Origin of the sequence: Paractinoplanes ferrugineus (genome assembly GCF_016862195.1) — a bacterium.
Classification (GTDB): domain Bacteria; phylum Actinomycetota; class Actinomycetes; order Mycobacteriales; family Micromonosporaceae; genus Actinoplanes; species Actinoplanes ferrugineus.
Map to the genome: position 1 here is coordinate 1 of NZ_BOMM01000002.1, position 18,206 is coordinate 18,206.

The 18,206-nt window shown below is 69.1% G+C and carries 18 protein-coding genes and 1 pseudogene; 12 read left to right on the forward strand and 7 right to left on the reverse strand.

The annotated features are described in order from the left end of the window. Positions 1–515, reverse strand: a pseudogene (locus Afe05nite_RS02325) (hypothetical protein); the annotation flags it as partial. A gap of 181 nt (positions 516–696) precedes the next feature. Between Afe05nite_RS02325 and Afe05nite_RS02330 the strand changes: the two are divergent. The 3 genes from Afe05nite_RS02330 to Afe05nite_RS02340 all read left to right on the forward strand — a co-directional run bounded on the left by Afe05nite_RS02330 (position 697) and on the right by Afe05nite_RS02340 (position 2,940). After that, positions 697–1,896 carry a serine/threonine kinase C-terminal domain-containing protein gene (locus Afe05nite_RS02330; protein WP_203815258.1) on the forward strand — a complete coding sequence of 400 codons (1,200 nt, stop codon included), beginning with the start codon at positions 697–699 and terminating at the stop codon, positions 1,894–1,896. A gap of 67 nt (positions 1,897–1,963) precedes the next feature. After that, on the forward strand, positions 1,964–2,185 hold the full coding sequence (locus tag Afe05nite_RS02335) for a hypothetical protein (RefSeq protein WP_203815259.1): 222 nt from the start codon (positions 1,964–1,966) through the stop codon (positions 2,183–2,185). A gap of 23 nt (positions 2,186–2,208) precedes the next feature. Beyond that, complete coding sequence (locus Afe05nite_RS02340) at positions 2,209–2,940, forward strand: M50 family metallopeptidase (protein WP_203815260.1); 732 nt, start codon at positions 2,209–2,211, stop codon at positions 2,938–2,940. 42 nt (positions 2,941–2,982) lie between these two features. Here Afe05nite_RS02340 and Afe05nite_RS02345 read toward each other — a convergent pair whose 3' ends face one another. Then, entirely contained in the window at positions 2,983–4,557 is a 1,575-nt protein-coding gene (locus Afe05nite_RS02345; RefSeq protein WP_203815261.1) for an acyl-CoA carboxylase subunit beta, read from the reverse strand. Between the two features lie 117 nt (positions 4,558–4,674). Here Afe05nite_RS02345 and Afe05nite_RS02350 point away from each other — a divergent pair, with 117 nt between their 5' ends. From Afe05nite_RS02350 to Afe05nite_RS02360, 3 genes are read left to right on the forward strand one after another with little or no spacing between them, the layout of a single operon-like run. Further along, positions 4,675–5,886, forward strand: coding sequence for a hypothetical protein (locus Afe05nite_RS02350; RefSeq protein ID WP_203815262.1), 1,212 nt, complete (start codon positions 4,675–4,677; stop codon positions 5,884–5,886). Positions 5,887–5,900: 14 nt separating this feature from the next. Continuing rightward, positions 5,901–6,755 carry a biotin--[acetyl-CoA-carboxylase] ligase gene (locus Afe05nite_RS02355; protein WP_203815263.1) on the forward strand — a complete coding sequence of 285 codons (855 nt, stop codon included), beginning with the start codon at positions 5,901–5,903 and terminating at the stop codon, positions 6,753–6,755. 4 nt (positions 6,756–6,759) lie between these two features. After that, positions 6,760–7,338, forward strand: a complete 579-nt coding sequence (locus Afe05nite_RS02360; protein ID WP_203815264.1) for a PH domain-containing protein — start codon at positions 6,760–6,762, stop codon at positions 7,336–7,338. A 16-nt stretch (positions 7,339–7,354) separates the two neighbouring features. Here Afe05nite_RS02360 and Afe05nite_RS02365 read toward each other — a convergent pair whose 3' ends face one another. Genes Afe05nite_RS02365 through Afe05nite_RS02375 form a run of 3 tightly spaced genes read right to left on the reverse strand, consistent with a single transcriptional unit; the run spans position 7,355 to position 9,282 of the window. After that, positions 7,355–7,876 (reverse strand): GtrA family protein, encoded by a 522-nt coding sequence (locus Afe05nite_RS02365; protein ID WP_203815265.1) that lies wholly within the window; start codon positions 7,874–7,876, stop codon positions 7,355–7,357. A 26-nt stretch (positions 7,877–7,902) separates the two neighbouring features. Then, positions 7,903–8,466, reverse strand: coding sequence for a GtrA family protein (locus Afe05nite_RS02370; RefSeq protein WP_203815266.1), 564 nt, complete (start codon positions 8,464–8,466; stop codon positions 7,903–7,905). A gap of 51 nt (positions 8,467–8,517) precedes the next feature. Beyond that, on the reverse strand, positions 8,518–9,282 hold the full coding sequence (locus Afe05nite_RS02375) for a sigma-70 family RNA polymerase sigma factor (protein ID WP_203815267.1): 765 nt from the start codon (positions 9,280–9,282) through the stop codon (positions 8,518–8,520). Between the two features lie 313 nt (positions 9,283–9,595). Between Afe05nite_RS02375 and Afe05nite_RS02380 the strand changes: the two genes are divergently transcribed. Both Afe05nite_RS02380 and Afe05nite_RS02385 read left to right on the forward strand, forming a co-directional pair. Continuing rightward, a complete protein-coding gene (locus tag Afe05nite_RS02380; RefSeq protein WP_203815268.1) occupies positions 9,596–11,401 on the forward strand; it encodes a phosphoenolpyruvate carboxykinase (GTP) in 1,806 nt (601 codons plus the stop codon). 122 nt (positions 11,402–11,523) lie between these two features. Then, positions 11,524–12,294, forward strand: a complete 771-nt coding sequence (locus Afe05nite_RS02385; protein ID WP_203815269.1) for an isoprenyl transferase — start codon at positions 11,524–11,526, stop codon at positions 12,292–12,294. Between the two features lie 4 nt (positions 12,295–12,298). Here Afe05nite_RS02385 and otsB read toward each other — a convergent pair whose 3' ends face one another. Continuing rightward, complete coding sequence (gene otsB / locus Afe05nite_RS02390) at positions 12,299–13,105, reverse strand: trehalose-phosphatase (protein ID WP_203815270.1); 807 nt, start codon at positions 13,103–13,105, stop codon at positions 12,299–12,301. A 256-nt stretch (positions 13,106–13,361) separates the two neighbouring features. Between otsB and phoH2 the strand changes: the two genes are divergently transcribed. The 4 genes from phoH2 (at position 13,362) to Afe05nite_RS02410 (ending at position 17,348) form a co-directional block, all read left to right on the forward strand. Then, positions 13,362–14,753 carry an RNA 5'-3' helicase PhoH2 gene (gene phoH2 / locus Afe05nite_RS02395; RefSeq protein ID WP_203815271.1) on the forward strand — a complete coding sequence of 464 codons (1,392 nt, stop codon included), beginning with the start codon at positions 13,362–13,364 and terminating at the stop codon, positions 14,751–14,753. A 283-nt stretch (positions 14,754–15,036) separates the two neighbouring features. Next, the gene (locus Afe05nite_RS02400; protein ID WP_203815272.1) at positions 15,037–15,774 is read left to right on the forward strand and encodes an aggregation-promoting factor C-terminal-like domain-containing protein; all 738 of its coding nucleotides are present in this window, start codon (positions 15,037–15,039) and stop codon (positions 15,772–15,774) included. A gap of 81 nt (positions 15,775–15,855) precedes the next feature. Then, on the forward strand, positions 15,856–16,644 hold the full coding sequence (locus Afe05nite_RS02405) for a S1 family peptidase (RefSeq protein ID WP_203815273.1): 789 nt from the start codon (positions 15,856–15,858) through the stop codon (positions 16,642–16,644). 38 nt (positions 16,645–16,682) lie between these two features. Beyond that, positions 16,683–17,348 (forward strand): rhomboid family intramembrane serine protease, encoded by a 666-nt coding sequence (locus Afe05nite_RS02410; RefSeq protein ID WP_203815274.1) that lies wholly within the window; start codon positions 16,683–16,685, stop codon positions 17,346–17,348. 6 nt (positions 17,349–17,354) lie between these two features. On the opposite strand, the gene Afe05nite_RS02415 is transcribed toward Afe05nite_RS02410, so the two are convergent. Then, positions 17,355–18,194 (reverse strand): LLM class flavin-dependent oxidoreductase, encoded by an 840-nt coding sequence (locus Afe05nite_RS02415; protein ID WP_203815275.1) that lies wholly within the window; start codon positions 18,192–18,194, stop codon positions 17,355–17,357. Positions 18,195–18,206 lie beyond the last annotated feature (12 nt).

Below are 18,206 nucleotides of genomic sequence, written 5' to 3' on the forward strand. Positions count from 1 at the left end.
ACGACGGACAGCGCCGCGACGACGGACAGCGCCGCGACGACGGACAGCGCCGCCAAGACGGACGGCTCTGCGACGACGGGCGCCCCGGCGACGGCGGACAGCGCGACGACCACGGGCAGCGACGCACCGGCGAGTAGCACGGCGACGATCGGTAGCGCGGCGACGGCGGGCAGCGCCGCCAAGACAGGCGGCTCGGCCAAGACAGGCAGCGCCGCGACCACGGACAGCGCCGCCAGGACGGACAGCTCTGCGTCGACGAACACCCCGGCCAAGGCGAACAGCGCTGCGTCGACGGACAAAACCGTTAAAGCCGACGACGATGGCAAATCCGACGGATCCGCCAAGTCGAGCCAGGCAACCGCGACCGCTGAGGCAGCAGCAGCCGCCACGGCAGTCGCTGCGGCGACCGTTACGTCGGAAACGCGCGCTGAGTCGGAGTCCGCCCAGGCGACCGATGCGCCCGCGCCGTCGAATAACGCCGAACCGTCGATCGAGGCGAAGTCGGTAAACGCCAAGCCCAAGAGCTCAGACGCCGCGACGGAGGGCGCCGCGACGGAGGGCTCTGGAACTCAGGGCGCAGGGTCAGAGGGCGCAGCGACCAAGGACGCAGCAGCTCAAGGGCCTGGAGTTGCTGGAACTGAAGGCACTGCGACTCCGGGCGCAGAGGCGGAGACGCTCGGTGCGAAGGCCGCGACGATGGGCGCTCCCGGCAATTCGTCGGGTGCGAAGTCCAACGCGGAAAGCGCGCCTGCTGAGACTCTCGAGGCGCAGGCCGGCGCGGCGGATGCAGAAGCCGCGTTGCCGAGCGCGCCGCTGAACGCCCAAGCCAAGCCGCTCGACACGCCGGCGGAGACGTCGACTAACAAGGCCGACGCAGAGGCGGAAGCACGCGAGGCGGTAGCACGCAAGGCCGAGGCGCGCGCAAACAAGGCGCGGAAAGCTGAAGCGCGTACGGCTGAGGCTGGAGAACGGAAGGCCGGTGGCGCCCCACGTAAGGCGGTGGCCGAGGGTCCGGTTGTGGGATTGTCGGGTCCAGCCGAGGCGGGTGTCGAGCCGGCCGAGGGCATCGCGCCGGGTTCGCCGCTCGGCGGGATCGGTCGGTCCAGTCGGCCGGCTTGGCGGCCGATGGAGCCGCGGCCCGTGCGGGGTGGCGTGACGGTTTTCGGCACTCGGCTGACCTATCGGCAGGCGGCTATCGGGGCGGCGATCGTCCTGCTGGTGCTGGCTCTGATTGTGACGCTGGTGGCGCAGGCGTTCGGCAAGGACGACGACAAGTCGGGCGCGGCGCCGGGGGTGGGCGGACCGACGGCGACGACGCCGGGACCGCAACCGACCAAGGCGCAGGCGAGCACCGCGCCGTCGTCGGCTGCCCCGTCGTCGGCGGCTCCGACGACCACGGCGCCGTCGAAAGCGGCAAGCAGCGCGCCGCCCGCCGGCGGAGACGTGGCGATTCCGGCCAACTGGTCGTATCGCACCTATCCGGCTAGCGGAAACGTGCCGGCGTTCAAGATCGCGCTGCCGGCGAAGCTCACCGGTATCAGCGGCGGCGACTCCGAGATCCGGTTCAAGTACAACAACCGCATGTTGCTTCTCGGCCGCACGACGTCGCCGAAGCCGGATGCGCTCAAGGACTGGCAGCAGCAGGAGCGCGACCGCAATTATCTCGACTACCACCTCATCAGCCTCAAGCCGGCCACCTACCGCAACTACGAGTCGGTGGCCGACTGGGAGTTCACCTACACCACTGACTCCGGGAACCCGCAGCACGTGATCCGGCGGAACATCCGGGTCGACAGCAGCGCGGCGTTCTCGCTGAGTTGGTATGTGTCGACCAGCGACTGGGCCGCCTCGCAGAGCGACCTGAAGCTGATCTACCAGACGTTCCAGCCTTTGTAGCACCGTCGATGTGCATGATCGAGGTCAAGTGGGTAATTGATCGGTCATCACAGATGGAGGTGCCCTCATGAGCCGCCGACGACACGGCAGTATGCCGAAGATCGCGCTCTGGATGCTGGTGGCTGTCGCCGATGTGGCGCTGCTCGTCGCGACCGGGGGCGTGGTCGCCATGGTGCTGATCCTCGCGACTCTCGCGGTGGTCGCCGGTGGCGTGTTCGCGGCCCGTCAGTTGCTCGCCCAGCAGACGACTTCGAAGACTCGTGAGGCCGTTGCCCGACGTCGCGCTTAGCGTGATCGGCTACAGTCGCCCGCGTGGCGATCGACGGTGTATCTGATCTTTGGGACAATTTGCTCGGCGCCCAGCCGGATCCCCCGGGCCTGCTCGTGCTGCTCACCGCGGTGGCCGGGCTGCTCGCAGTCGGGTTCCGCCCGGTCTGGCGGATAGCGCGTAACGCCGTGACCATCGCCCACGAGGGTGGGCACGCTCTGATGGCGTTCGTGACCGGCAGGCGCCTTCGGGGCATTCGCCTCGAGTTCGACACGTCCGGCCTCACCCTGTCGTCGGGTAAACCGACCGGGCCCGGCATGATGCTCACCTTGTTGGGTGGCTATGTCGCGCCGTCGCTGATCGGCGTGCTGGGCGCGTGGCTGCTCGGCGGCAACCGCATCACGCTGCTGCTGTGGCTGGCGATCGTTCTGCTGCTGCTCATGCTGATCAACATCAGGAACGCGTTCGGCGTCGTCTCGGTGCTGGTGACCGGCGCGATCGTGTTCGCGGTGTCGTGGTTCGCGAGTCCGCAGGTGCAGGCCGCTTTCGCGTACGCCGGCGTCTGGTTCCTGCTTTTCGGTGGAGTGCGGCCGGTCTTCGAGCTGCAGAGCCTCCGCCGCCGGGGTCGCATGCGGGACTCCGACGCCGATCAGCTGGCCCACCTGAGCCATGTCCCGGCGCTCTTCTGGGTCGGGGTGTTCCTGCTCGTCAACGTCGGGGCCCTGGTCATCGGCGCCTTCATGCTCGCCGGCCAGTGGCTGCCGCAGTCCGCCTGACCGCCACGGCGCCACGGCGGTGCGGCGGTGCGGCGTGCTGACCTAGAGCGGGATGTTGCCGTGCTTCTTCGGCGGCAGGGTCTCCCGCTTGGTACGCAGGGTCCGGAGCGCCCGGATCACCTGCGTGCGGGTCTGCGACGGGGCGATGACCGCGTCGACGTAACCGCGCTCGGCCGCGATGTAGGGGTTGGCGAGCGCGTCCTCGTACTCCTGGATGAGTTCGGCGCGACGTTCGGGGCTGTCGATCTCGCCCCGGTAGAGGATATTGACCGCGCCCTGGGCGCCCATCACCGCGATCTGCGCCGTCGGCCAGGCGAAGTTCAGGTCGGCGCCGAGGTGCTTGGACCCCATCACGTCGTACGCCCCGCCGTACGCCTTGCGGGTGATGACCGTGACCTTGGGGACCGTGGCCTCGGCGTACGCGTAGATGAGCTTGGCCCCGCGCCGGATGATGCCGTCCCATTCCTGGGAGGTGCCCGGCAGGAAGCCGGGCACGTCGACGAAGGTCAGCACCGGGATGTTGAAGGCGTCGCAGGTGCGCACGAAGCGGGCGGCTTTCTCGCTGGCCGCGATGTCGAGGGTGCCGGCGAAGTGCATCGGCTGGTTGGCGACGACGCCGACCGGGCGGCCCTCGACCCGGCCGAAGCCGACCACGATGTTCTGCGCGTAGAGCGGCTGCACCTCGAGGAAGTCGTCGACGACGGTCTCGACGACCGTTTTGATGTCGTAGGGCTGGTTGGCCGAGTCGGGGATGAGTTGATCGAGCGCGCGGTCGGCGTCCGAGATCTCCAGGGCGGCGAGTTCCTCGAAGATGACCGGCTCGTCCAGGTTGTTGGACGGCAGGTAGGACAGCAGCGCCCGCACGTAGTCGATCGCATCGGATTCGTCCGAGGCCAGGTAGTGCGCGTTGCCGCTGCGCGTGTTGTGGGTGCGAGCCCCGCCGAGCTCCTCCATGCCGACCTCTTCGCCGGTCACCGTCTTGATCACGTCGGGGCCGGTGATGAACATGTGCGAGGTCTGGTCGACCATCACGGTGAAGTCGGTGATGGCCGGCGAGTAGACGGCACCGCCCGCGCACGGCCCCATGATCAGTGAGATCTGTGGGATGACGCCGCTGGCCCGTACGTTGCGGAAGAAGATGTCGGCGTAGAGGCCGAGCGCCACGACGCCTTCCTGGATGCGGGCGCCACCGGAGTCGTTGATCCCGATGATCGGGCAGCCGATCTTCATCGCCAGGTCGAGGACCTTCACGATCTTCTCGCCGAAGACCTCGCCCAGCGAGCCGCCGAACACCGTGAAGTCCTGGGAGAAGACGCACACCTGGCGGCCGTCGACGGTGCCGTAGCCGGTGACCACGCCATCGCCGTACGGCCGGTTCCGGTCGAGTCCGAAGTTGGTCGACCGGTGCCGGGCCAGGCCGTCGAGCTCGACGAACGATCCCTCGTCGAGCAGCAGTTCGATGCGCTCGCGGGCGGTTTTCTTGCCTCGGGAGTGCTGCTTCTCCACCGCTCGAGCGGATCCGGCGTGAACTGCCTCGTCGGTTCGCCGTTCGAGGTCGGCGAGCTTCCCGGCGGTGGTGTGGATGTCGGCCTGGACCGCTTCCGGCTGCGTGGTCACGATGCTCCTCACGGCTGTGGCTACCGGCGAGTATCTCCGGGGTGATCGTAATCCTGGAAGAAAGCGGCGCCACTATCGGAGCGTTTCGCACGCAATGCCCGATTCGTTACTGTTCTCGTGACGAACTGGATGACCGCGGCCGGGCTTGCCCTCATCGCCGGTGGCCTCGCCACATTGATCAGCTTCCGCGCCGTCCTGTTCGGCGGTGCGAATCGTCACGCCCAACGGGACCCGGAGGCGATCGAGGCCCCCCGGCCGCGGCCGGCCCTGGCTCCGGAGCCGGTGCCCGTCTCCGGGCTGGTGCACGTCTTCGAGCCGGCGCCCGTCCTCGAGCCGGTGCACGCGTACGAACCGGCGCCCGTTCCGGACGAACTCCCCGAACCGGAGTTCGTCGAGGTGGCGGAACAACTGCCGGTCGAGGGCGAACCCGCGAGGTCGCGGCGGGCCCGGCGGGCGGCGCGACGCACGGTGGTCTCGAGACCAGGCGGGCGGACCAAGGCGTACGGCGTGGCCGACTCCTCCGATGAGGACGAACACGGCGGTCTCGCCTCGCTCGGGTTCGCCGCCGACCCGGACGACGCCGAGTTCGACCCTGCCCCGGTCGAGAACGAGTTGTTCCCGGAGCCGCCGGCGAGGCGTCGCCGGGGCCGCCGGAGCCGCTTCGACCAGGACGACGAGGCTCTGTACGCCCCGTCGGCGCGGCACAGCGGAGAGCCGCGCTTCGAGGACATCGATCGAGTGGCCCTGTTCGACGCGCCGCCCCGGCGCGGCGAACGCGAGGTCTTCGGTGGCCTGGACCGGCCGCTGCCCGCCGAGGACAGCGATCTCTGTGCCGAGGCCGATCGGGCCACGCGTCCGCCGCGGCCCGACCGCTACGGCGACCGGGTCGAGGGCTGGGTCCGCCCCGAATACCAGGAGCCCGCGAACGAGCCGCGCGCCGGCGAGTACTGGACCCCGATCCCGGTCGACCTGAACCCCGACCCGGAGCCGTCGGCGCAGGGTTATGGCTGGCCGCTGCTGGTGGAGCGGCTCCCGGCGGTGCCCGACTACGAGCCCGCCACCGGCTTCGACCTCAACCCGGTCCCGGCCGAGCCCACCGAGTTCGTCTCGGTCTGGCCGATGAACGAGGACCGTCGATCCCGCCCGCCCAGCACCTGGCCGATGCGTAACCAGAAGTTCGAGGATCCGGCCGAGCGCCACCGGCCCCGCCCGCGGCCCCGCCCGACGATCTCGTCGATCGACTCCGCCCCGGGCCCGGACACCGAACCGCCGGCCGACCCGAGCACGAGGTATGTAAGCAGGCACGCGGCCGATCCGCCGCACCGCTGATCTAAAGTCGGTGAATGCCCGCGTCGCCGTACACCGACCTCGACCGCCCGCCGCTCTCGCCGCGCTCGCTGGAACGTGCCCTGGTCACGCCGAACGGCTTGTGGACGCGAATCGACGTACGAGCCAGGACCGCCTCCACCAACGCCGACGCCGCCACGGCGGCGATGGCCGACGAACCCGAGGGCCTGGTGGTGGTGGCCGAGGAGCAGACCGCCGGCCGGGGCCGCCGCGAGCGGCAGTGGACGTCGCCGCCGCGGGCCGGTCTCACCCTGAGCGTGCTGCTGCGCCCGGGGCTCGCGCGGCCGGAACGGGACTGGCCGGCGCTCCGGCCGGGCGCCTTCAGCTGGCTGCCGCTGATGGCCGGGGTGGCCCTGATGGAGGCGGTGGAACGGGTCGCCGAGGTCGACGCCGCCCTGAAGTGGCCGAACGACCTGCTGGTGGGCGGCGGCAAATGTGCCGGCATCCTGGCCGAGGCGTCCGGTGATGTGGTGGTCGTCGGCATCGGACTGAACGTGACGACCCGCCGGGAGGAACTGCCCGGGACGAACGGCCTGCCGGCGACGTCGCTGAAGGTGGCCGGGGCGGCCGGGCTCGACCGCGATCCGCTGCTGCGGGCGCTGCTGCGCGGGCTGGCCGGATGGTACGGCGGCTGGCGCGAGGCGGGCGGCGACGCGGAACTGTCCGGGCTGCTCGGGGCGTACCGCCGGGGGTGCGCGACGCTCGGGCGCGAGGTGCGGGTGCTGCTGCCGGCGGGCGGCGAGATCCTCGGCGAGGCCACCTCGGTCGACGACGGTGGGCAGTTGGTGGTCCGTTCGGCTGACGGCGTCACCCATCGCGTCTCGGCCGGTGACGTGCTGCACGTACGCTGACCGCGTGGCGTTCCCGGACGAGGTTCTCACCGAGGCGGAAGAAGTCGTCTTCCACCTGCATCCGCATGGGAAGACGGCGATCCGCCCCGGCCTGGTCGCGCTCCTGGCGCTGGCGACGACGATTCTGTCCTGGGTGATGCTGCCGCAGAACAACGGCGGTTACCTGGCGTTCAGCGTGGTCGCCCTGATCATGGGTTATTACGGCATCCGGTACGGCGTGATCCCGCTGGTGATCTGGCGCTGCACGCACTACGTGGTGACCACCGAGCGGGTCCTGCTGCAGGACGGCGTGCTCGCCCGGGAGCGGCGGGATCTGCCGCTCAACCGGATCGACAACCACTTGATGACGCAATCGCTGCTGGACCGCGTCTTCGGCGCCGGCACGCTGACCATCGAGTCGATCGGCGACCAGGCGGCGGTGCTCGCCGGCGTCCCGCGGGCCAACCAGGTGCAGACGGCCTTGTATGAGGTGATCGAGCAGGACCGCCTGCGAAACCCGGAGGACTACGAGGACGGGGAGCCCGAGGACGAGCCGGAGGTGCCGCCCCAGCGCAAGCGGGGCGGGCTGTTCCGCGGGTCTTAGCGGGTGGGCTCGGGTCTTAGCGGGTGGGTTCGGGCTGCTCGGTGCTGAGCTCGGCCAGGCCGGCCATCGCGTCGAGTTCGGCCAGGTCGGCCTCGTGGCCGTCGACCGGCGGCTTGAGGAAGACGAAGGTGCGGTAGGCCCAGAAGCGGAACACCGTGGCGATCACGATGCCGATCAGGGTCACGCCCATGAACGCGACCTCGTCGTGCTGCTCGGTGAGGCCGAAACCGTACTTGCCGATCGCCACCATGCCGGACTGGATGACCATGCCGACCAGGTTGAAGCCGAAGAACAGCGCGTATTCCCGGCGCAGGGCCGTGCGCGTGTGGTGGCGGTAGGTCCAGTAACGATTCGCGAAGTACGCCAGCGTGGTGGTGACCACTGTCGCGATGATGCTGGCCTTGACCGCGCCGATCGGCAGGGCGAGCCAGGTGATCGCCATGTAGAGCAACGTGTTACCGGCTCCGATGACACCGAAGGCGATGGCTTCGGGAGCGAGACGGCGCAAGCGCTCCGGCAACGTACTGGCTGAGGGCATTGGACAACCTTTGGGGGAAATGGCGGTCACGCCGAGTCACGGACGGGTGAGGGCGTCGCCACGTTAGTCGTGGGCCTGCCCGACTGCTGCCCCGAGCCGCCCTGATCGGGGGGAGATGTGTCGCGGAACACGAACCGGCGGTAGGACCAGAAGCGGAAGAGAGTGCCCACCGCGGTGCCGACGAACTGGCCGGAGATGTTGTCGGCCAGCGGGGTGCGCAGCTCCGGCCAGATCTGGCCGAGGCCGTAGTGGCTGATCGCGAGGCAGGCCAGGCCGATGCCGAGGCCTATCGCGTTGAGCACGAAGAACATCGTGTATTGCCGGGCCATGTTGTCGTGTGTGCGGTGCCGCCAGGTCCAGAACCGGTTGCCGGTGAACGCGACGGTCGTGGCGAAGACAGTCGAGATCGTCTTGGCGAGCAGGGTCTCGACACCAGTCTGCAGCAACACGTTGAAGATGAACAGATCGATGGCGAACGATATGGCACCGACCGTGCCGAACTTGCTCACCTCGCGGAGAAGCGCCCGCAGCTTGGTCCGCAGCCCGCGTGACCGCGGATCATGAGGCTGCGGTTGCGGGGTTTCGGGCACGTTCCGAGAGTACCGACCCGCGTCACGCACCGCAGTTTTCGTTGGCGAGTCTTAACCGGCCGACGGGGCATGGTGACGCTGTCGGTACGGAGGGTGACGGAGCCCGTCGATCTCGCTGATTTCCGCGACCCGCCCCCGGCATTCGTCGCACCAGCGCAGGTGACCGCGCATCCGGTTGGCGTCCCGTGGGGCGAGCCGGCCCCGCAGGTGGACGCCGAGCCGGTCGCCCGCCCATCGGCATTCCGGGTGCTCGGCGACCGCGATGTGCTGCTGGAGATAGAGACTTCGCAGGCCCTCACGAGCCCGATGAGCGAGCACCGCCACGGCGTTCGGTGTCATGCCGAGCATGCCGGCCACCTCGGCGGGCGTGTTGCCCTCGACGGCGGTCTGCCAGAGCACGTCCCGCCAGCGCTCGGGCAGCTGTCTGAAGGCGGCCGCCGCGTACGCCCGCTCCAGCCGGTCGAGCGCCGGGTCGGTGAACGGCTCGCCCTCGTCGTAGCGGGACAGGTCGTCGGTGAACTCGAGTCGCCGGTCGTGCCGGGCTCGGTGGTAGCAGACGTGCCGCATGGTCGTGTTCAGGTAGGCGCGGAACGCGACGAGTGGACCTCGGCCGGAGCGCAGCGAGGCGAACACTTTGGCGAACGTCTCGGCGACCAGGTCTTCCATGTCGGCCGGGTCGCGGGTGAGCCCGTACGCCAGCTGCCGGGCGGCGGTCCGGTGCCGTTCGTAGAGCGTTCCATAGGCGGCGGTGTCGCCGCCCCGGACCGCGGCCAGCAGGTCGGTATCCGAGTCGGGTTCAGCGATCGGCGTCGTCATTCCTGCCCCCTGAAGCGGAAGTGAGAGGAAAGACCAGATACCCGCAGTTTAGGGCGTTAAGTCCGTTTTACGGAAGTCAACCGAACGGCCAGCCGCGTGCCGGCTGTTTCCCCGCTGATGCGCGGAAGTGCGCTTGGGAGCGAAGAATCGATCGTCTGTAAGCACATCGACCGAGGATTGTGCGGTTGTCCACAGGAAATACCGACGAACGCCATCCCTCTCCGCCCTAGTCTGAGTTGACTCCCATGACCTGCGGGCCGGGTGTCACCGGCCGCGATGGGTCATTGGTCAGTGCCGACCGAAGGAGATCGCCTTGCCTCAGCCCCCGACCTCACACCCGCGTCTGCTCGCGTGGATCGACGAGGTAGCCGCCCTGACCACGCCGGACCGGATCGTCTGGTGCGACGGCTCGGAGTCGGAATGGAGCGGCATCACCGATGCCCTCGTCGACTCCGGTGCCCTGGTCCGCCTCGACCCGGCCAAGAAGCCCAACTCGTTCCGGGCCCGCACCGACCCCGGCGACGTCGCCCGGGTCGAGGAGCGCACCTACATCTGCTCGGTCGACGAGGCGGACGCCGGTCCCACCAACAACTGGATGGCGCCGGCCGAGATGAAGTCGACGATGACCGAGCTGTACCGCGGCTGCATGACCGGCCGGACGATGTACGTCGTCCCGTTCTGCATGGGCCCGCTCGACGCGCCGACCTCGATGTTCGGCGTGGAGCTGACCGACAGCCCCTACGTGGTCGCCAGCATGCGCATCATGACCCGGATGGGGGCCGAGGTGCTGAGCGCGATGGGTGCGGACAAGGACTTCGTGCCCTGCCTGCACTCGGTCGGCGCGCCGCTGGCGCCCGGTCAGCAGGACGTGGCGTGGCCGTGCAACGAGACGAAATACATCTCGCACTTCCCGGAGACGCGGGAGATCTGGTCCTACGGCTCCGGCTACGGGGGCAACTCGCTGCTCGGCAAGAAGTGCTACGCGCTGCGTATCGCCAGTGTCGCCGCCCGGGACGAGGGCTGGCTCGCCGAACACATGCTGATCATGAAGCTGACCTCGCCCGAGGGTCAGGTCCGCTACCTCGCCGGCGCGTTCCCGTCGGCCTGCGGCAAGACCAACCTCGCGATGCTCGAGCCGACCCTGCCCGGCTGGAAGGTCGAGACGGTGGGCGACGACATCGCCTGGATGCGGTTCGGTGAGGACGGTCGGCTCTGGGCCACCAACCCGGAATACGGCCTCTTCGGCGTCGCGCCCGGCACCGACTTCCACACCAACCCCAACGCGATGCGCACGCTCGCCCGCGGCAACTCGGTATTCACCAACGTGGCGCTGACCGACGACGGCGACATCTGGTGGGAGGGCATGGGCGAGCCCCCCGCGCACCTCACCGACTGGAAGAACAACGACTGGACCCCGTCGTCCGAAACCCCTTCGAGCCACCCCAACAGCAGATTTTGTACGCCCATCGAACAGTGCCCGATTCTTGCCGACGAATACCACGATCCCCGTGGCGTCCCGATCGACGCGATCCTCTTCGGTGGCCGTCGCAAGACCACGGTTCCGCTGGTCACCGAGGCGCGCGACTGGGTGCACGGGGTCTACCTCGGGGCCACCCTGTCCAGCGAGACGACAGCCGCGGCGGTCGGTCAGGTCGGCGTGGTGCGGCGCGACCCGATGGCGATGCTGCCGTTCATCGGCTACCACGCCGGCGACTACTTCCAGCACTGGATCGACATGGCCAAGGGCGCCTCGGGGGACGCCGCCAAGCTGCCGAAGGTGTTCTACGTCAACTGGTTCCGGCGCGACTCCGACGGCGGCTTCCTGTGGCCGGGCTTCGGCGAGAACAGCCGGGTGCTCAAGTGGATCGTCGAGCGCCTCGACGGCACGGGCGAGGCGGTCGAGACGGCCATCGGCCAGGTCCCGACGCCGCGGGCGATCGACGTCACCGGCCTCGACCTCGACCAGGCCGCGCTGGAAGCGGTGCTGCGCGTCGACCGGGACGAGTGGCTGGCCGAGATTCCGCAGGTGACCGAGTGGTTCACCGAGTTCGGCGACAAGCTGCCCGCCGTACTCTGGGCTGAGCTCGACGCCCTGCGCGCCCGCCTCGCCGACGCCTGATCTCCGGGTGCGGTGAGCCGTGCTCGCCGCACCCGGCGTGCCCTCCCCGGATGCGCGGGACGGCAGAAAAGAACCCTCCCGGACGACGCCGCCCGCCGTTGACAGGGCTAGGGTTGGCCCCGATGAGCGTGCGGTCTCTGGTTTATTCGTTCTATGAGCGGCGGCTGGCCGGAAAGCTGGCCGGCAAGCCGGTGCCTCAGCATGTCGGCGTCATGTGTGACGGAAACCGGCGCTGGGCTCGTGAGATGGGCTTCGTCGACCCCAACGACGGGCATCGCGTCGGTGCCGTCCGGGTCAAGGAGCTGCTCGCCTGGTGTGACCAGGCCGGCATCAAGCACGTCACGCTCTACCTCTTGGCGACCGACAACCTTCGTCGCCCGTCGGCCGAGCTCGACCCACTCGTGAACATCATCGAGGACCTCGCGGCCGAGTTGGCCGAGGACGGCAACCCCTGGCGGTTGCGCATGGTGGGTGCGCTCGACCTGCTCCCGGCCGACACCGCGACCGCGCTGAAGGCGGCCCAGGAGAAGACCCGTGACCGCACCGTCGGGGTCGAGGTCAACATGGCGGTCGGCTACGGCGGGCGCCGCGAGATCGCGGACGCGGTGCGCTCGCTGATGCAGGAGCACGCGGCGCGCGGCGGCACGCTCGAGGAACTCGCCGAGGTTCTCGACGTCGAGCACATCGCCGAGCACCTCTACACCCGCGGCCAACCCGACCCTGACCTGGTCATCCGCACGAGCGGCGAGCAGCGGCTCTCCGGCTTCCTGCTGTGGCAGTCGGCGCACTCGGAGTTCTACTTCCACGACGCCAACTGGCCCGACTTCCGCCGGATCGACTTCCTCCGGGCGCTGCGGTCGTACAGCAACCGGCAGCGCCGTTACGGCGCCTAGCGCGTCAGAAGCGACTCAGACCGTCGGTGAGGAACTGGGCCACGGCATCGGGCGAGTCGAGCGTCAGGTCGGCCGCGTTGGACACGTCGGCGCCGGTCTCCGGGTTGGCCACCGCGACCGCGACCCCGAAGAAGCCGGGATCGACCGCCTCGCGGGCGCGCAGCGCGTCGAACGCCTTGATGTCGGACATGTCGTCGCCGAAATACCAGGCGCAGCCCGCGTTGCGGACGCCCTCGGTGATGACCATGCCCTTGTCCTGGTCGACCGGCGGTTTCAGCTCGATCACCATGCGACCGCCCTGGATCTTGAGGCCATGGCGTTCGGCCTGCTCGTGACCCCAGCGCTCCACCTCACCCCCGAGTTGCGGGGCGGTGCGGTAGTGCAGGGCCACCGAGAGGCGCTTGAACTCCACCAGGATCTGTGGGGGCAGCTCGGTGCGGGCTCGGTCGGCCAGGCTCTCCATGGCCGGTATCCAGGGCAGGGCGGCCGGCTCGGTCACCACCTCGCCGTCGTGCCAGACCTCCAGGCCGTAGAGGCCGTAGAGGTCGACCCGCTCCAACGACAGGAATCGCGACCGCAGAAAACTGACCGGCCGGGCGGACACGATCGCTACCCGCCGCACAGCGGTCGCGAGTCGTTCGAGCACGCCCGGCACCGCGGCGACCGGCTGTGATGCGTCCGGGTCGTCGGTGACGGGCGACAAGACGCCGTCGAAGTCGAAGAAGAAGGTGGTCTCGGCCGACCGTTGAGCGGTTACCGCCCACGCGTCGGCAATGCTCAGCGGATGGTTCGGGCGCGGAGTCTCAGCCACGAGGCCAGATTACCTGTCGTACGTCCGGTTGCGAGCCCGAGAAATTGTCGCGAGCCAAGTTTTGCGTACTACCGGATTGGTTCGATCACCGCTAGCGTTCTTCCCATGGCGCGGGGTCATCCCGAGCCAGACGGTAGGCCCGGACCTGCGACAAGTACGCCACGGGGCCCGCAATCCGACCCCGTGTACGTGCCGGGCACCGGAGGTGCGAACCGCGGGCGTCGACGGGTTGCACGCCCGCCCCTGGAGCAGGCCTGTGACACCACGCCGATCTGACGCCGAGGGCAACAAATCCAGCACCCGCGCCGCCACGGGACGCACCTCCCGTGACCGTCACGCCGACGCGGAACCGGCCCCGCAGGGCCGGGTTTTTGTTCTGGACACCTCGGTCCTGCTGTCCGACCCGGCGGCGTTCCGCCGGTTCACCGACCACGAAGTGGTGATTCCGCTCGTGGTCATTTCGGAGTTGGAGGGCAAGCGGCATCACCCTGAGCTGGGCTGGTTCGCGCGGCAGGCGCTGCGCATGCTGGACGAGCTGCGGATCAAGCACGGCCGGCTGGACACGCCGGTGCTCTGCAACGACGAGGGCGGCACCCTCCAGGTCGAGCTGAACCACGCCGACCAGAGTGTGCTTCCGTACGGCTTCCGCAACGACTCGAACGACACCCGCATCCTCTCGGTCGCGCTGGGACTGGCCGCCGAGGGCCGCGACGTGACGCTCGTCAGCAAGGACATGCCGCTGCGGGTCAAGGCGGCCTCGGTCGGCCTGACCGCCGACGAATACCGGCACGGCCAGGCCAGCGACCCGACCTGGACCGGCATGGCCGACCTCAAGCTGAGCGAGGAGCGGGTTGCTGCGCTCTACGCCGGTGAGGAGCTCGAGGTCGAGGAGGCCGAGAACCTGCCGTGCCACACCGGCCTGGTGATTCATTCCACACGTGGCTCCGCGCTCGGCCGGGTGAATCCCGACAAGTCGATCCGCCTCGTCCGGGGGGACCGGGAGGCCTTCGGCCTGCGCGGCCGCTCCGCCGAGCAGCGGGTGGCGCTCGACATCCTGCTCGACGAGTCGATCGGCATCGTCTCGCTGGGTGGCCGGGCCGGCACCGGTAAGTCGGCGCTCGCGCTGATGGCCGGCCTCGAGGCGACGATGGAGCGCAACCGCCACAAGAAGGTGATCGTGTTTCGCCCGCTGTACGCGGTGGGTGGCCAGGAGCTGGGCTATCTCCCCGGCACCGAGAACGAGAAGATGTCGCCGTGGGCGCAGGCGGTCTTCGACACCCTCGGCGCGGTGGTGCACGCCAACGTGATGGAGGAGGTCATGGCGCGCGGCATGCTCGAGGTGCTGCCGCTGACCCACATCCGCGGCCGGAGCCTGCACGACGCCTTCGTGATCGTCGACGAGGCGCAGTCACTCGAACGCAACGTGCTCCTCACCGTGCTGTCCCGCATCGGCCAGGGGTCGCGCGTCGTGCTGACCCACGACGTCGCGCAACGGGACAATCTGCGGGTCGGGCGACACGACGGCGTAACCGCCGTGATCGAGGCCTTGAAGGGACATCCGATCTTCGCGCACGTCACGCTCACCCGTTCCGAACGGTCACCGATCGCCGAGGTGGTCACCGACCTGTTGGAGGAGATTCCTCTCTGAGGTGACACTCGTGCGGGGGAGGTTTCGCCTGGTTTGCGCGTAAAATTTGCGTGAGCAAAGTCACAGTAGCGCGCCACCATTTCACATCCACTTAACTCTGCGCCATGGTGTTCGGCGAGCATCATCGCGTGGTCGTCTTCGTCGGAGATCGACGTCGGGCCACTTTCCCGATCGAAGTTGATCGAGATGTCGGCCCGAGTGGTCGCGGTGCTCGCGGCACGGCCCACCACCGTTCCCGGTGGCCGGACGTGCCGCGTCATTGCCCCCGACGAAGGGATACTTCGTGAATCGGCTTGCGAGCCGGGTCGGAGTGCGTGTCGCGTCGGTCGGCCTGCTTGTGGCGGGTCTGATCGCGGGTGTGTACCTCGGACAGGACCGAGTGGTCCAGGCGCAGCAGCGGACCTCCGAAGCGTCGAACATCGTCCAGGTGGACGTGGACGACATGCAGCTGCTCAAGCAGCGCCAGAGCCAGCACGCCGCGGCGCGCGCGTTCCAGCGCGAGGCTGAGGGTGACGCGGCGGCCAAGGCGGCGACGGAGGCCAAGTCGGCAGCGACCAAGGCGCACACGGTCGAGACCAAGGCGATCGCCGAGAAGAAGGCGGCGGCTGAGGCGGCCGCGGCTGCTGCTGCGGCGGCGACTGCGACGGCCAAGACCAAGTCCGCCGACAGCGGGGGCCCGGTTTCCTACACCGGCGACATCCCGAGCTCCTGCAGCGAATACAGCGGCAGCCGGGGCGTGGGTTGTGCCCTGATGCTCCAGGCCGGTTTCGGGCTCGACCAGTTCCCCTGCTTGGACAAGCTGTTCAAGAAGGAGAGCGGGTGGAACTACAAGGCCACGAACCACAGCTCGGGTGCGTACGGAATCCCGCAGGCTCTGCCCGGCAGCAAGATGGCGTCGGTGGCGTCGGACTGGAAGAGCAATCCGGCCACGCAGATCAAGTGGGGCCTCAACTACATCGAAGGCCGCTATAACACCCCCTGTGGAGCCTGGTCGCACTCGCAAGACACCGGTTGGTACTGATTCCGTACTAATTGGACGAACTTGATCATCGGCCGCGCGGCGTATGCCGCGCGGCCGATTTGTTGTGATCAAATGCGGCTTATGGCAAGAAATGTCGTGTCTCGACTGCTGGCGGGCGCCATTGCGGTGGGGCTGGCCGCGATAGCCGGGGTCGCCTACGCCGGCGGCGCGCGGCGGCCGATCCGCGAAGTGGTCGGTGGGGTCCCGGCGCCCGAGGGCAAGTTCCCCTGGGTGGTCCGGCTGTCGATGGGCTGCGGGGGCGCGTTGACCGCGCCGCGCGTCGTGCTCACCGCCGGGCACTGCGTGGACGGGACCGGCGATACCGAGAAGATCGAGGTCGTGGCGGGCGCGGTCGACCTGAAATCCCCCAAAGCGCAGAGCGCCCACTCGGTACGGGTCTACCGGGCGCCCGGCTTCCGCGACGAGACCCGCGGCGACGACTGGGCGGTCATCCGCCTCGACCACCCGCTGAACCTGCCGGTGCTCCCGCTCAGCGGCACCGACGCCGACAAGGGTGAGTTCGTCGTCATGGGCTGGGGGCAGACCCGCGAGGACTCGTTGAAGCAGGAGCAACGGCTGCACTACGCCACCGTGCCGACCGTCTCCGACGACGAGTGCGCCAAGGAGTACAAGCGGGCCGGGGTGCGGCTGGTCGCCGACGAGTCGATCTGCGCCGGCACCAAGACGGTCGACACCTGCCAGGGTGACTCGGGCGGACCCATGGTCGGCCGCGACGCGCACGGTGGGTGGGTGCAGATCGGCATCGTCAGCTGGGGGCTGGGCTGCGCCCGAGACGGCTATCCGGGCGTCTACACCCAGATCGCTACGTTCCGCGACGAAATTCGCAAAGCGGTCGCTCGGCTGAGCTGATATTGGCGGCTTTCGCCGTTGCCTGGGACCATCGAACGATGAGTTACGGCGGCACCGACCCACAGTCAGAAGCGGCGAAGTTCGGAACCGATGCGTTCTACGCCTCGCTGGGCCGAGCCTTCGTAACCATGTGTGCTGTCATCCCGCTCCTGTTCCTGGTCGAGGCGATCGACAAAGGCATCGGCTCGGGTCAGCTTGACGTGGCCGGCGGCATCATCCCGCACCACGTCAACGGCCTCGACGGCATCCTGTTCAGCCCGTTCCTGCACGCCGGCTGGGACCACCTCTACGGCAACGCAGTTCCACTGATCCTGGTCGGCACCTTCGCCCTGGCCGGTGGGGTGCGCCGATTCATCTGGTCGACCGCTCTGATCATGCTGGTGAGCGGCCTCGGCGTGTGGTTCGTGGGCGACCCCAACAGCGTGGTGGTCGGCGCGAGCGGCGTCATCTTCGGCTATCTCGGCCTGCTGCTGACCCGCGGCCTGGTCGAGCGCAGCTGGTGGAACTTCGCGGTGGCGTTGTTCATCGGCCTGCTGTACTGGTACCAGGTCTACAACATCCTGCCGACCGACGCGGCGATCTCCTGGCAGGGTCATCTACTCGGCCTGCTCGGTGGCGCGCTCGCGGCCGTTCTGCTCCGCCGCAAGCGCCCCAAGCGGGTCCTGGCACCGTCCTCGGCCGGCACCACGCTCACCGACCTCTGAGGACGATCAGCCCAGCTCCCGAAGCCGCGGCAGCAGTTCGGCGACCTGCTCGACCCGACCGCCGCGAGGCATCAGCACCAGGTCGGTGAAACCGGCCGCCGCGAACCGTGCGGCTGCCCGCAGCGTCCGGTCCGCGTCTTCGCCGACCGGGAACTGCACGCCGCGACGGAGGCCGGCCGGGTCGCGCCCGGCCTGATCGCAATGCCGATCGAGCACCGCCATCAACCGCCCCAGGTCGCCGGGCTCGTCGTCGAAGGTCGCGGTGAGCCAGCCGTCGGCTCGTTGCGCCACCACGCGCAGGCCGAGTCGCTCGCCGTTGCTCGCGATCCACAGCGGCAGCGGCCGCTGCACCGGCTTCGGATCGGCGACGGCTCCGGCCAGTTGATAGTGCTTGCCCGCGAAGTCGGCCACCGGGGTGTCCCAGAGCAGGCGCAGCACCGCTGCGGCCTCGTCGAGCCGCTCGACCCGCTCCCGCGGCGCCGCCACCGGCAGCCCGACCATGGCGTCGGCCTCCGGGTCCCCGCCGGCGCCGAGCCCCACGTCGAGCCGGCCACCGGAGAGGTGATCGACGGTGGCCGCCATCTTGGCCAGCAGCGCCGGATGCCGATAACCGTTGCCGGTCACCAGCGTGCCGAGCCGCACCCGCCGGGTGGCCTGGGCCATCGCGGCCAGGATCGTCCAGGCCTCGAAGATGTCGCCGGTGCGGTCCCGGCCCATCGGCCGGAGGTGATCGAACACCCAGCAGCTGTCGAAGCCGCTCTCGTCCACCACGGTCCACAGCTCGCGGTATTCGCCGATGGTGAAGTGCTGTTGCGAGGCCTTCCAGCCGAATTCAAGTCTCCCCATAAAGCTCAGGCT